Origin of the sequence: Streptomyces sp. YGL11-2, from assembly GCF_050054615.1 — a bacterium.
Taxonomy (GTDB): Bacteria; Actinomycetota; Actinomycetes; order Streptomycetales; family Streptomycetaceae; genus Streptomyces.
This window is the reverse complement of record NZ_JBNHIN010000029.1, coordinates 89,572-102,516: the sequence shown is the minus strand read 5'-3', so window position 1 is coordinate 102,516 and position 12,945 is coordinate 89,572. Positions and strand designations below refer to the sequence as shown.

Here is a 12,945-nt window from a genome sequence, read left to right as displayed (position 1 = left end):
GGGACCCTGTGGGAGAGTAGGACGCCGCCGAACAATCTTTGTGGGGAGGCCCCGCACCGTATGGTGCGGGGCCTTTCTGTGTTTGCGGGTAAGCCCTGATGGTGGGAAAGCCCTGTGTGGCAAGCCCCGTTGGGAACTTCGGTTTCCGGCGGGGCTTTTTTGCGTTGTGCCGCCGGCCGGGTGCGGGCGCTGGGAAGGTGTGGTGATGGATTACCTGATCAGGGCGGTGCGGGCGGACGAGTGGCGGCGGCTCAGGGATTTGCGGCTGGCGGCGTTGGCGGATCCGGTGGCGGACGTTGCGTTCAACCAGACCTTGGAGAAGGCGTCGGCGCTGCCGGATGAGGAGTGGCGGGAGCGGGCGCGGTGGAGTGCGGAGGGGCGGGAGATCGTCACGTTCGTCGGGGAGGACGGGGGTGGCCGTTGGGGTGGGATGGTGACGGCGTTCGTCGAGGGGAGCGGGGCCGGGCCGGCGGTGGACGTCGTGGGGGTGTACGTGCGGCCGGAGTATCGGGGGACGGGGCTGGCGCGGGGGTTGTTCGGGGCCGCCATGGAGTGGGCGTGGGGGTTGGCGGAGCCGGTCGTGGAGTGCGTACGGCTGTGGGTGCATGAGGAGAACGGGCGGGCCGCGGGGCTGTATCGGGGGCTGGGGTTCGTGGCGAGCGGGCGGACGATGGCTGATCCGAAGAACGCGGCGGCGCGGGAGGTGGAGATGGTGGTGCGGAGGGCGGCGTAGGGGGTGAGCAAGTAGGCCAAGTAGGCGGTGAGCACGGGGTGAGGGGCGTCAGGTGGGGCGGGGGAGGGTGGTGGCGGTGAGGGCGATGCCGTGGGAGGTGTGCCAGCGGCCGGTGAGGAGGGGGGCGGGGACGTCGGCGGGCCAGGGCAGGAGGAGGCGGGCGGTGAAGGTGTGGGTGTCGGGGGCGAAGGTGATCTCGGCGTCCTGGAACTGGAGGGGGCGGGGGGCGAGGCGGGAACAGGTTTTGTAGACGGACTCCTTGGCGCTGAAGAGGAGGCGGTCCCAGTGGATGTCGGGGTGGGCGCCGTGGAGTTGGTGGAGGTGGGTGCGTTCGGCGGGGGTGGTGATGCCCTCGCGGACGGTGGGCGGTAGCGGGGCGTGCGGCTCGGCGTCGATGCCGAGGTGGGGGATGTCGGTGGTGTGGGCCACGGCGGCGGCGCGGTAGCCGTCGCAGTGGGTGATGCTGCCGGTGATGCCGGGGGGCCAGGCGGGGGCGCCGGTGGGGTCCGGGGGCAGGGGTGTGGGCGGGAGGCCCAGGCGGGTCAGGGCGCGGTGGGCGCACTGGCGGGCGGTGGTGAATTCGCGGCGGCGCTTGTCGCCGGCGTGGGCGATCTGCTGTTCCTCGACGGGGAAGAGGGGCGGGGACGTGGCCGGGGGCGGGTCGCCGAGGGCGTCCTCGCCGATGGCGGTCGGGGGGAGGACGTTCTCGATGAGCATCGGGCCCAACTCCTCTGATGTGGCTGCCGGTCGGCGGGGCGGTGGGCTTGCGACTTTATGTGACGTGGCCGACAGAGGCGGGTGGAGATTCTAGGTCGCGTGACCTAGTGTCTGCGGTGTGGACGATGACATCCAGCTTGATGTGACAGGTCCGGTGCTCGTGGTCGGCGGTTACGGGACCGTCGGCGGCGAGCTGGCCCGGCTTGCCGCTCCCTCTTGGCCGTTGCTGCTCACGGGGCGTACGCCGGAGAAGGGGCGGGCGCTGGCCGATGAGGTCGGTGCGGAGGTGCGGCGCTGGGATCTCGGTGATCCGGAGCCGTTCTCGGCGCGGGTGCGGGCCGTGATCACTACGGTGAACGACCCGGAGGACCGGGTGCTGCGGGCGGCGATCCGCGGGGGTGTGCCGTATGTGGACATCACCCGGTGGACGGCGCGGTTGCAGCGGGCGACGGCGGTGGCGGCGGTGCATCCGCCGAAGGCGCCGGTGCTGCTGTCGTCGAGCTGGATGGGCGGGGTGACCGCGCTGGTCACCGCGGCGCTGGCGGCCGAGCTGGGTGGGGCGTCGGCGGTGGAGATCGCCGTCCGGTACGACCTCAAGGACCGGGCGGGGACCGACTCGGTGGAGTTCATGGACCGGCTGGGGCTGGACTACGAGGTGACCGAGGACGGCCGGCGGCGGATGATCATGCCGTTGACCGGGGCCGGTTACGTGGCGATCGGTGAGCACCGGACGAAGGTGGCGCGGATCGACACGCCGGAGCAGTTCACGCTGCCGCTGGCGCTGGGGGTCGACACGGCGATCACCCGGATCGGGTTCAGCGCCAACTCGTCGACGTCCTCGCTGCTCGCGCTGAAGAAGACCGGGTTCTTCCGGTGGGGGCGGGGCGACAGGTTCGAGAAGCCCCGGCGGTCGATGCTGTACTCGCCGGGCGAGGGCGGCAGTGCGCTGCTGCGGATCGATGTCCGGGGGCGGGCCGGCGAGCGCCGTACCGCCGTGCTGCAGGACACCGCGGGGCAGGCTCATCTGACCGCGCTGGGCGGGCTGTTGGGGCTGCGCCGGGTGCTGGGCGAGGACGGTGCCGCGGCGCCGGGCGGGGTGGTGTTCCCCGAGATGACGCCGGTGCCACAGGACGTCGTCTCGGCGCTGGAGAAGGCGGGGGTCGAGGTCGCGGTGTCATGAGCGAGGAGAGCGAGGAGAGCGAGAAGCGCGCCGGCGGCAAGCCGCAGTTGACGCGGCAGGGGAGTATCCGGCGGACGAGTCTGCTGGACGCCGCGGAGACCGTGCTGGTCGCCAAGGGGAACGCGGATGCGTCGCTGCGGGCCATCGCCGGTGAGGCGGGGGTGCGGGTCGGGCATCTGCAGCACTACTTCCCGACCCGGGCGGACTTGATAAAGGCCGTACTGGAGCGGGCACTGGACCGGTCGCTGGAGCGGCTGGCGGAGACGACCGGGCTGCGGCTGAAGCGGGACGATCCGTCGGTCATCGAGATCCAGGAGGGCCGGGCGAACCCCGCCGACGTGGTGGCGGTGGTGCTGGCCGAGCAGGAGGATCCGCAGCTGGTCCGGCTGTATGTCGAGGTGTGGGCGTTGGCGGCGCGGGACGACGAGATCGCCGCGGTGGTCCGGGAGTTCTACCGGAAGTACGTGGCCCATGTGGAGGCGTATGTGCAGCAGGGGCGGCCGCACTGGTCGGCCGAGCTGTGCCGGGCGCGGGCCGAGACGTTTGTGGCGTTGGTCGAGGGGGCGGCCCTGATGAGGTCGGGGATCGCCGGGAGCCGGTCGGGCGCGATGGACGCACAACTCACGCAGCAGGCCGTGCGGTTGCTCCACGACTGAGGTGCCGGGGCGGCGGGGCGGTGTGGCCGCCGTCCGGTGGTGTCGGGCGGGCGGCTTGTTCGCGGGCCATGACACGGTGCCGAACTCGGCACCGTGACGGTCCCTCAGATCGGCAGGGCGTCCTGCGGCCAGCGGGCGCGGGCCTGTTCCCGCGAGCGCATGGTGGCCAGGGTCAGCAGACCGCGCGAGCGGCCCGTCGTGAGCAGCCCGGGAAGGGCGGGCAGCGGGGCGAGCGCCGCGATGTCGTCCAGGACGAGGGTGAGTGGTGGGTCGAGCCGACCGTCAGATGACCGTTCGGCCATGCGGCGGCCGTGCTCGACCACGTGCGAGAGGAGTGCGGTGATCAGCGGCATCGCACCCGGGTCGGTGCGCGGATCCTCGATGGACTCGCCCACCAGGTAAAGCGTTCCCCCCTCATCGATGAATGATTCAAGAACGAGCGCATCCGATCGCAGCGGATTGCTGGAGTCGCGGATATGGATCGAGGAGAGCGCGGTCAGCGCGCGGCCGACCAACTCCTTGGCCATTTCCCGGCGTTCGGCATGCGCGGTGAGCGCCGACTCCAGCTCGCCCGCCTGGCCGGCGGACGTCTTGGGGTGGGTGCGCAGGATCTTCACCGGCTCCTGCGCGGCGCCGGCGGCGTGCGCCCAGCGGTGCAGCTGGCGGAACGGGCGGCCGTCCAGCGCCGCGGCGTGCAGCCAGCAGCGCAGCAGTGTCTGCGCGGCGTCCGCGACCGCCGAGTCCAGGGTGCTCGCCGGGCGTACGGGGGCCAGCAGGGCGGTGGCGCGGGCGGTGGCGGTGGCGATGTCCTCGCACCCGGAGGTGGGCGACCAGCGCAGCCGGGCCGGGGTGTCCAGGCGGTGCGTGGGGTCGTAGGCCAGCACCGGGCCCAGCTTGGCGCGGGCGTCCTTGGTCTCGGACCACAGGGCGGGGTCGGTGGTGGCGACGATCAGGGGCCCGGGGGCGGCGGTGGCGGCGGCCAGGGCCGCGGCCCGGGCGACCGCGCGGTCGCTGCCGAACTGCACGCGGGGCAGGGCGGGTTCCGCGGCGGGGGTGGGCTCCGGGCCATGGGGGGCGGCTGTCGCGCGCTGCTCGGGGACGGCGGCGGGGACGGCGAGGGGGACCGGTTCCGCCACCGCCGGGGACACCGGAACCGCCGGGGCCGCCGGCTCCGCGGGCGGGGTCTCCCGGGCGGCGGCGGGCGTCGCGGCCGGTGCCGCTGCGGGTGGCGCTACCGGCGGCGCCTCGCGTACGGTCTCCCGCGCGGCCGGCTCCGCGGTGCCCGGTGCTCCGCCCCGCTCCCGGCGCCGCTTCGCCCGCCGCGCCGCCCGCACGGCCCGGTAGCGGGCGATGGTGCCCAGCGTGAAGATCGACAGCACCAGCAGCACCATCAGCTCACCGATGAAGATGCCCCAGAACAGGCCGTATCCCGGGAGTTGGTCCTTCGGGGTGCCGGGCCAGGCGGCCGTGATGTCGTGCGGCGCCGAGACCAGATGCTGCAGCGCGATCGGCGTACCGGGATACGAGACGCCGTCCGGCCAGGCACCGTGCGCGAACAGCCCGGCCAGTCCGGTCGCCGTCCACACCACCAGGGTCAGCCCCAGCAGGAAGGCCAGCAGCCCGACCAGCAGGGAGTCGGGGATGCCCCGCCCTCTGGGCCGGTCGCCGCCGGGGCCCTCGCGGTAGCCGCCGCCGTAGCCTCTGCGGTCGTAGCCCCGGTCGTCGTAGCCCCGGTCGTCGTAGTCCCGGCCGCGGCCGTCGTCGTACCGTGGGCGGCCGTATCCGTCCTCGTCGTATCCGCGCGTCACGCCACCGTCTCGCTCGACTCGTCTCTCAACTGCCGTTCCATCGCGATGGCTTCGGCGCGCGCCTCGGCCTCCGCGTCCGCCGCCAGCGAGATCGCCCGCGCCTCGTCCGTCGGCAGGGCGGAGGACTCGGTCATCGCCCGGTCGGTGTAGACCAGCGGGCGCTCGGCCTCGGTGATGAGGTGCTTGACGACCTGGACGTTGCCGTTGACGTCCCAGACGGCGATACCGGGGGTCAGCGTCGGGATGATCTCCACGGCCCAGCGGGGCAGGCCGAGCACCCGCCCCGTGGCTCGCGCCTCGTCCGCCTTCTGGGCGTAGATGGTGCGGGTGGACGCCATCTTCAGGATCGCCGCGGCCTCCTTCGCCGCCGCCCCGTCGACCACGTCGCTGAGGTGGTGGACCACCGCCACGAACGACAGGCCCAGTCGCCGGCCGAACTTCAGCAGGCGCTGGAAGAGCTGCGCCACGAACGGGGAGTTGATGATGTGCCAGGCTTCCTCGACCAGGAAGATGCGCTTCTTGCGGTCCGGGCGGATCCAGGTGTGTTCCAGCCAGACGCCGACGATCGCCATCAGGATCGGCATCGCGATGGAGTTGCGGTCGATGTGGGACAGGTCGAAGACGATGAGCGGCGCGTCCAGGTCGATGCCCGCCGTCGTCGGGCCGTCGAACATCCCGCGCAGGTCGCCGTCGACCAGCCGGTCCAGCACCAGCGCCACGTCCAGGCCCCAGGCGCGGACGTCGTCTATGTCGACGTTCATCGCCTCGGCGGAGGCCGGCTCGGGGTGCCGCAGTTGCTCGACGATGTCCGTGAGCACCGGCTGCCGCCGCGGCCGGGATACCGGGGCCTCGTCGTCGTCCCCGCCCTCCGTGTCCTCGTGCTCGCTGAGTACCGCGGCATGCGCGACCTTCAGCGCGAAGCCGGAGCGCTCGTCCAGGCCGTGCCCCATCGCGACCTCGATGATCGTCCGGAGCAGGGCCAGCTGGCCGGTGGTGGTGATGGAGGGGTCGAGCGGGTTGAGCCGGATCCCGCCGTTCAGGGCGGCCGTCGGGTCCAGCCGGATGGGGGTTATCCCCAGCTCCTGGGCGATCAGGTTCCACTCGCCGACGCCGTCCTCGCCCTGGGCGTCCAGCACGACCACCTGCCGGTCGCGGAACCGCAACTGCCGCAGGACATAGGTCTTCTCCAGCGCGGACTTGCCGTTGCCGGACTCGCCGAGCACCAGCCAGTGCGGGGCCGGCAGCTGCTGCCCGTACAACTGGAAGGGGTCGTAGATATAGCCCTTGCCGCTGTAGACCTCGCGGCCGATGATCACGCCGGAGTCGCCGAGGCCGGGGGCGGCGGTGGGCAGATAGACCGCCTGCGCCTGGCCGGTGGAGGTGCGTACGGGCAGCCGTGTCGTCTCCACCTTCCCGAACAGGAAGCTGGTGAAGGCCTCGGTGAGGGCACCGAGCGGATCGAGCATGGCCATGACGTACGCGCCTCCCAGGGCTTCAGCGGCGTTTCAGCGGCGGATACCGGTCGCGAACGGAAGGGTGTTCACAAACGCCCGGTGGTGCTCACGGTCGCACCACTCCAGCTTGAGGTAGGACTTGCCGGCCGAGGCCCGGATGGTCCGCTTGTCGCGGGCCAGCGCCTCGGGTGAACGGGACGAGACGGTGATGTAGCCGACGAGGTTGACCCCGGCCGCGCCGGACGCCAGGTCCTCGCCGCGCTGGTCGACCCGCCCGTGGTGCGCGACGTCCCGCGGGTCCACCACCCGGTTCATCTTCGCCGCACGGCTGGCCTCCGCGTCGTCGTTGGTCTTCTCCGTCAGCATCCGCTCGATGGCGACCTCGGTGGGCTCCAGGTCCATGCAGACCGCGACCGTACGGATCACATCCGGGGTGTGCACCAGCAGCGGGGCCAGGAAGTTGACGCCCACCGGGGTCAGCGGCCACTCCTTGACCCAGGCGGTGGCGTGGCACCACGGCGCCCGCGTCGACGACTCCCGGGTCTTCGCCTGGAGATAGGTCGGCTCCATCGCGTCCAGCTCGGCCGGCCAGGCGTTGCGCCGACTCATCGCCTGGATATGGTCGATCGGGTGGTCCGGGTCGTACATCGAGTGCACCAGCGACGCCAACCGGGCCTGCCCCAGCGGCTGGCGGACCCGGATGTCCGCCTCCGCCAGCCGGGCGCAGATATCGGTCAACTCACGGGCCATCACCACCGCGAGACCCGCGTCCCGGTCCAGCTTCTGGCGCAGCAGCCCGCCGCGGGTCGCCCGCGCGGCCCGCGCCATGGCGTGCGCCTCGGCCGCCAGTTCGCGCGTGTAGTGCATACAGGCCACCAGATACGCCCGGTGCTGCTCGGAGGACGTGGAGACCATGGACTGCAACTGGTCGTACGACTCCTGCAACCAGCGGGGGGACTGGGCGTCCCCGCGCTGGGCGACGTCCTTGGCATGCGCGTCCGGGTCGGCGGGCAGCGTCCGTGCCAGCATCTGCAACCGGGTCACGAACCCGTCCCCGTTGGCCACATGCTTGAGCAGCGTGCCGAACCGGTCGACCAGGGCCTCCTGGTCCTCGCTGTCCCGCAGCCCGACGCCCGGCCCCTCGATCTCGATGGCGGCCGTCACCGTCCGCCGGTCGGCATGCAGCAGCACCGCGATCTCGTCCGGCCCGAACGGCGCCGCCAGCCAGTTGATCCGCCCGATACCGGGCGGTGGCCCGATCTCCACTTCCCGTCCGTCAAGCCGCACGCCAGCCTCCGCAGCACCGGAGCGGTAAACCGCCCCATTACGCACCGTACGCCGAAAACTCCGGCGAATCTCAAACCACTTGTAGAACGTCCGCCCCTTGTACGGCACATACACCGCGGCGAGCCCCACCATCGGAAAGCCCGTCAGCGACGCGATCCGCAACGGCAGCGAGGGCACCAGCAGCCCGCACATCATGCCCAGGAACGCCCCCACGATGATCAGCGCGATCTCGCCGGTCTCGCGGTTCTTGCCCACGATGGCATTGGGCCGGGCGCGCCCGATCAAATAGGTGCGCCGCGGCGCGATCGGATGGGACGGCGTGCTCAACGCCCCTCACCTCCTGCTGTCCTGCCGGTGCGGGCGCCGCTCGGACCGGGGTTCGGACGGGGCACCGGAGCGGGTGTGGACGAGCCGCCGCCGGTACGGGAACCGTGCGCGGACACCCCGCCGGCCACCGCGTCGGCCGGCCGGGACTGCCCGCCCTGCGGCTGGCCGCCGCCGTCCCCGCCGGAGCGGCGGGAACTGTGCGTCTTGATCCCCTGCGACACCAGCGCCGCCGGGGAGGAGATCATCGCAGCCGCCTGACTGCCGTCCGTGGCCCGGCCCTTGTTCGTCCGCGCCGACACCATCTCGTCCCCGAACCCGGGCACGAAGCGGTAGATCACCGCACTGGCGAAGATCGCCAGCACAATGATGGCCAGCCCGGACACCACGGCCGAGAACGCGTTCGGCCCCTTGTCACCGGACAGTGCCCCGGCGACTCCCAGCACGATCACGATCACCGGTTTGACCAGGATCACCGCGATCATGATGCCCGCCCAGCGCCGGACATGCCCCCACATGTTCTTGTCGACCAGCCCGGCGTACACCACGGTCCCCAGCAACGCCCCCACGTACAGCAGCGCGGCCCGGATCACCAGCTCCAGCCAGAGCACCCCCGCGGCCAGCACGGACACCAGCGCGACCACGATCAGCATGATCGGCCCGCCGCCGATGTCCGTCCCCTTGGTCAGCGCCTGCGAGAACGCCCCGAAGAACGTATCGGTCTGGGCCCCCGTCGCCTTCGCGATGATCTCGGTGACCCCGTCGGTCGCCGAGACCACCGTGTAGAGAATCAACGGCGTGAACGCGGACGCCAGTACGGTCAGCCAGAGAAACCCGACGGCTTCACTGATCGCCTCCGTGAGCCGCACCCCGCGCACCGCCCGCTTGGCCACGGCGAGCAGCCACAGCACGAGCGTGAGCACGGTGGACGCGGCGAAGACGACCGCGTACTGCCGCAGGAACGCGGCATTCGTGAAATCCACCTGAGAGGTGGCATTCACCGCCTCCGACAGCTTGTTGACAATCCACGCGGCGGCTTTCGCACACCCCTTGGCCAACGAGTCGAGGGGATCGAGGGGGTTGTTGTCGAGCGGATTGTTCGTCGGCAACTTCGGCGCCCCGGAACCGGCTTTGTCGCCGGATTGGCAGTAGTCCTTGGCGGGGCCGTGGATCAGGTCGCAGGGGTTGTTGCTGGGCGTCGGGGTCGGGGCGGCGAAGGCGCGGGCCGAAAGGAGAATCGCCGCGACCTGGACAGCTGTCACCGCGGACGCGAGGGAAAAAGCGCGGCGGCGCTGCGGGCTACCGGGCATACGTGAAACCTCCATACCCTTGGACCGCTCCCGCGATCTCCTTCGCCCCGGACGCGGGGACATCGCCACTGACCGGCGCAGGGCCGTCCTTCTGTGAATGCGCCAGCGACTTCCAGTCGTTGCCGGTCCAAGTGAGCTGCATGGTGATGGTGAACCAGCTGGTGGTGACCGGCTTGGTGGATCCGTCGCCGGCCATGCCGAGCAGGCCGGTGCACCACACCTCGACCGTTGCCCGGTCGGCGGAGAAGGCCGTCGCCTTCGTACCGACCGGGATGGTGCGGGAGACGAACGTCATGCCGGCCGGCGCGGTTCCGTCAGGCTTCAGACCGACGTTCTTGAAGAAGTCCGGCGTGTACGCCTTGTCGAGCTTGTCCTGGAATGCGGCAACGGCCGACGGAGCCATGACGGCATTGACGATCTGGTGCCGCTGGTCCGTGTTGAACATGTTGGTGGACCCCAACACCACCGCATAATTGGCCGCCGCAGACTCCGCCCCCTGCTGGGTCTTGGCGAAGCCCGAGGCGATGCCGCCGTTCTTGCCGGTGACCGGCTTCGTGCCGGTGGGGGCCGTCGGTTGGGCGGCGGCCGGGCCCTTGGCGGAGTCGCCGGAGCCGGCGGCGGTCTCGCTGTTGCCGCTGCCGCCGCGGTTGGCGAAGGCGATGGCCGCGATCAGCAGTACGACCACGCCGACGATCGTGACGAGGTTGCGGCTGGAGAGGCCGGACCGGGAACGGCGGGCCGCGCTGTAGGGGTCGCCCTCGCCGTCGGGGAGTCTGGTTCGTGTCTGACCCGTGCCGGAGCCACGGTCGTCGCCGTAGCCGCCGTCTTCGCCGATGCTCATCGCGTCTGCGCCCCCTCTGCCGCCGCCGTCGCCGCTGCCGCCGTCCGTGCTGTTGTTGTGCCGCCTTCATATGACCGTAGCCGCGTGGGCGGCGGCTCGGGCGAAGTGGTACGAGTACATCTCACGGTGACGGTTCCTCAGATGCTGGGCGGCAGCGGCGAATGGGGGACTCTGGGCTGTTTGTGCCCATCGTCCCCCCGGCGTCCGCCACGGCCTGCTGGTGTCCGCACTTGACTCCGGACGCGGTTCCGGACCCGCCTGCGGACCTGTTTCCGGACTGGCCCCCGGATGCACCTGTCCCCGCGGTGCGGGCAGCCCAATCGGCCCGCTGGTGGCGGGGGTGGCACAACCGTGGCACGGGGCCCGTCGGACCGGGGTGAGTGGACGTCAGCATGGGGCCTCGGGCGGGGAGGTGGGACCTGTGGGGGTACGAGTGGGCACGGGGCGGCGGAGAGATGGCGGGCGGGGGCGCAGGGGTGGCGGCGCCGGGACGGGCGCGTGCCTGGATGCGCGGTGTGGTGACCGGTGGCGAGGGGCAGGGCGCAGGGGTGGGGGCCCGGCCCCGTCTGAGGGGCGCCGGAGACGTCCGGTGGCCGAGGTGTCCGGCCGCCGTGCTGGGGGGCTGGGTGGAGGGCTAGACCGCCATGCCGTAGACGATGGTGAACAGTGTGCCCAGGGACCCGATGATGAAGACGCCGGTGAGGCCGGCCACGATGAGGCCCTTGCCCTGTTCGGCGCTGAAGGTGTCGCGGAGCGCGGTGGCGCCGATGCGCTGCTTGGCGGCGCCCCAGATGGCGATGCCGAGGCAGAGCAGGATCGCGACCGCCATGATCACTTCGACCATGACGCGCGCCTCGTTGCCCAGGCTGCCGAACGGCCCCCAGTCCGGGGCGATTCCGCCGATGATGGTGGTGATGTCGCCTTTTGAGGCCGCCATGAACATGTGTGAACTCACCGCCCTATTATGGGTAGTTGTGTGCCCGCGCCGCACGGCGCGGATCGCTCTCTATCTTCGCTGACAAAGTCGCCATCAGATGGCGACTCGGCGGCTTTCTTTGACGGATCCCGTGGGAGTGGCGTGTGCGGGGAGGCGGGTGCCGCCCGTGGGGCCGCATTGTCTCACCGTGTGTATCACGGTGCATAACGCTGAGCAATGATCGCCGGGTGTCGGTCTATTGGGGGGCGTGCGACATCGCGAAGATCATGAGGAGCGCCACCAGGTGGATGGCGAAGAGGAAATAGCCCACCCGGAACCAGAGGTGCCGGCTCTGCTGCTTCGGATTGTTGGGGTCCACTGCTCCCGCCCTGTCTCGCGTCGTCCGTGCAGTGTCGCTCATCCGGCGGCAGTGGGGTACGGGATGTGTGGAATCGCACCTTCTGGGCAGCGCCCCCCGGGCCGCCCCCTGCGCCGCCGGGTGCGCCGCGGTGCGGCGGCATCTCGCGTGGAGCGCGTCGAAACCGCTGTGAACCGGGCCTGAATGGGGGAGGGTTGGGGGGTGCGGAAATTCTGGATGGCGAGCGGGATCGGGGTGGGGCTGCTGCTCTGCCTGGTCGGGCTGCTCGTGATCGGTACGTACGGTGCGGCGGCGGGGCTGGCGGGGGCGGCCGGCCGGGCGGTCGGGCTGGCGAAGGGGGCGGTGCCGGCCGCGTACCAGCCGATGGTCCAGAAGTGGGGCAATCTCTGTCCGGCGATCAACCCGGCGCTGCTGGCCGCGCAGCTCTATCAGGAGAGCGGCTGGAATCCGCGGGCGCAGAGTCCGGCGGGTGCGCAGGGGATCGCCCAGTTCATCCCCGAGACCTGGGCGGCGCACGCCGTCGACGGGGACGGCGACGGCAAGAAGGACATATGGAACCCCGCCGACGCGATCGCGTCGGCGGCCTCGTACGACTGCGAGCTGGCGCGCTATGTGAAGGACGCGCCGGGCAACGCGACGGAGAACATGCTCGCGGCGTACAACGCCGGTGCGTACCGCGTCATCCAGTACAACGGCGTGCCACCGTACGGCGAGACGCAGGGCTACGTGAAGTCGATCACGACGCTGGCCAAGAGCTTCGAGGCGCCGACCGGGCCGGTGGCGTCCTCCCACCAGGCCGCGGCGGCCATCTACTTCGCGCAGGAGCAGCTGGGCAAGCGTTACCTGTGGGGCGGCGACGGGACGGCGGACCAGGGCGGGCGGTTCGACTGCTCCGGGCTGACGAAGGCCGCGTACCACTCGGTGGGCATCGAGCTGCCGCGGGTGGCGAACGACCAGTGGAACGCCGGGCCGCACCCGAACCGGAACGAACTGCTCCCGGGGGACCTGGTGTTCTTCGCGAACGACCTGAACGACCCGCGGTCCATCCACCACGTGGGGATCTACGTGGGCGGCGGGTACATGATCAACGCGCCCTACACCGGGGCGGTGATCCGCTTCGACAAGATCGACACGCCGGACTACATCGGCGCCACCCGCGTCACCTCCGATGGCGCGAAAGCGCTCCCCGCCGGAAACGCTGCGTGAACATAAGGCCCTGAACTGCGAGGACGAATCAAGCTTCGATAACGTCCTGGTGATCATCCGGTGGAGAGTGGAACGCCGGGGGCGGGCGGCGCGTTTCCCTGGCGTGGGGACACAGCAGGGCTCGTAGGCCGCAC

Annotated in this window: 12 protein-coding genes; 4 read left to right on the top strand and 8 right to left on the bottom strand. The window is 71.2% G+C overall.

The annotated features are described in order from the left end of the window. The first annotated feature begins 205 nt into the window (after positions 1 to 205). On the top strand, positions 206 to 733 hold the full coding sequence (locus ACO1BR_RS28510; RefSeq protein ID WP_426797965.1) for a GNAT family N-acetyltransferase: 528 nt from the start codon (positions 206 to 208) through the stop codon (positions 731 to 733). A gap of 48 nt (positions 734 to 781) precedes the next feature. On the opposite strand, the gene ACO1BR_RS28505 is transcribed toward ACO1BR_RS28510, so the two are convergent. Beyond that, positions 782 to 1,450, bottom strand: a complete 669-nt coding sequence (locus tag ACO1BR_RS28505) for a 4'-phosphopantetheinyl transferase family protein (protein WP_426797964.1) — start codon at positions 1,448 to 1,450, stop codon at positions 782 to 784. Positions 1,451 to 1,568: 118 nt separating this feature from the next. On the opposite strand from ACO1BR_RS28505, the gene ACO1BR_RS28500 reads away from it, so the two are divergent. Both ACO1BR_RS28500 and ACO1BR_RS28495 read left to right on the top strand, forming a co-directional pair. Next, complete coding sequence (locus tag ACO1BR_RS28500) at positions 1,569 to 2,630, top strand: saccharopine dehydrogenase (RefSeq protein WP_426797963.1); 1,062 nt, start codon at positions 1,569 to 1,571, stop codon at positions 2,628 to 2,630. Then, on the top strand, positions 2,627 to 3,286 hold the full coding sequence (locus ACO1BR_RS28495) for a TetR/AcrR family transcriptional regulator (RefSeq protein ID WP_426797962.1): 660 nt from the start codon (positions 2,627 to 2,629) through the stop codon (positions 3,284 to 3,286). The genes ACO1BR_RS28500 and ACO1BR_RS28495 overlap by 4 nt, the downstream gene beginning before the upstream one ends. Before the next feature lie 104 nt (positions 3,287 to 3,390). Here the strand turns inward: ACO1BR_RS28495 and ACO1BR_RS28490 are convergent, their stop codons facing one another. From ACO1BR_RS28490 to ACO1BR_RS28460, 7 genes are all read right to left on the bottom strand, one after another. Further along, a complete protein-coding gene (locus ACO1BR_RS28490; RefSeq protein ID WP_426797970.1) occupies positions 3,391 to 4,929 on the bottom strand; it encodes a TraM recognition domain-containing protein in 1,539 nt (512 codons plus the stop codon). Positions 4,930 to 5,090: 161 nt separating this feature from the next. After that, positions 5,091 to 6,560 carry an ATP-binding protein gene (locus ACO1BR_RS28485; protein WP_426797969.1) on the bottom strand — a complete coding sequence of 490 codons (1,470 nt, stop codon included), beginning with the start codon at positions 6,558 to 6,560 and terminating at the stop codon, positions 5,091 to 5,093. A gap of 39 nt (positions 6,561 to 6,599) precedes the next feature. Further along, a complete protein-coding gene (locus tag ACO1BR_RS28480) occupies positions 6,600 to 8,162 on the bottom strand; it encodes an SCO6880 family protein (RefSeq protein WP_426797961.1) in 1,563 nt (520 codons plus the stop codon). Then, positions 8,159 to 9,469 (bottom strand): hypothetical protein, encoded by a 1,311-nt coding sequence (locus tag ACO1BR_RS28475; RefSeq protein WP_426797960.1) that lies wholly within the window; start codon positions 9,467 to 9,469, stop codon positions 8,159 to 8,161. The genes ACO1BR_RS28480 and ACO1BR_RS28475 overlap by 4 nt, the downstream gene beginning before the upstream one ends. Continuing rightward, entirely contained in the window at positions 9,459 to 10,310 is an 852-nt protein-coding gene (locus ACO1BR_RS28470; protein WP_426797959.1) for a hypothetical protein, read from the bottom strand. The genes ACO1BR_RS28475 and ACO1BR_RS28470 overlap by 11 nt, the downstream gene beginning before the upstream one ends. 634 nt (positions 10,311 to 10,944) lie before the next feature. Continuing rightward, the gene (locus ACO1BR_RS28465) at positions 10,945 to 11,253 is read right to left on the bottom strand and encodes a hypothetical protein (protein ID WP_043265539.1); all 309 of its coding nucleotides are present in this window, start codon (positions 11,251 to 11,253) and stop codon (positions 10,945 to 10,947) included. A gap of 229 nt (positions 11,254 to 11,482) precedes the next feature. Continuing rightward, a complete protein-coding gene (locus ACO1BR_RS28460; protein ID WP_426797958.1) occupies positions 11,483 to 11,605 on the bottom strand; it encodes a hypothetical protein in 123 nt (40 codons plus the stop codon). 216 nt (positions 11,606 to 11,821) lie between these two features. Between ACO1BR_RS28460 and ACO1BR_RS28455 the strand changes: the two genes are divergently transcribed. Beyond that, positions 11,822 to 12,811, top strand: a complete 990-nt coding sequence (locus tag ACO1BR_RS28455; protein ID WP_426797957.1) for an NlpC/P60 family protein — start codon at positions 11,822 to 11,824, stop codon at positions 12,809 to 12,811. Positions 12,812 to 12,945 lie beyond the last annotated feature (134 nt).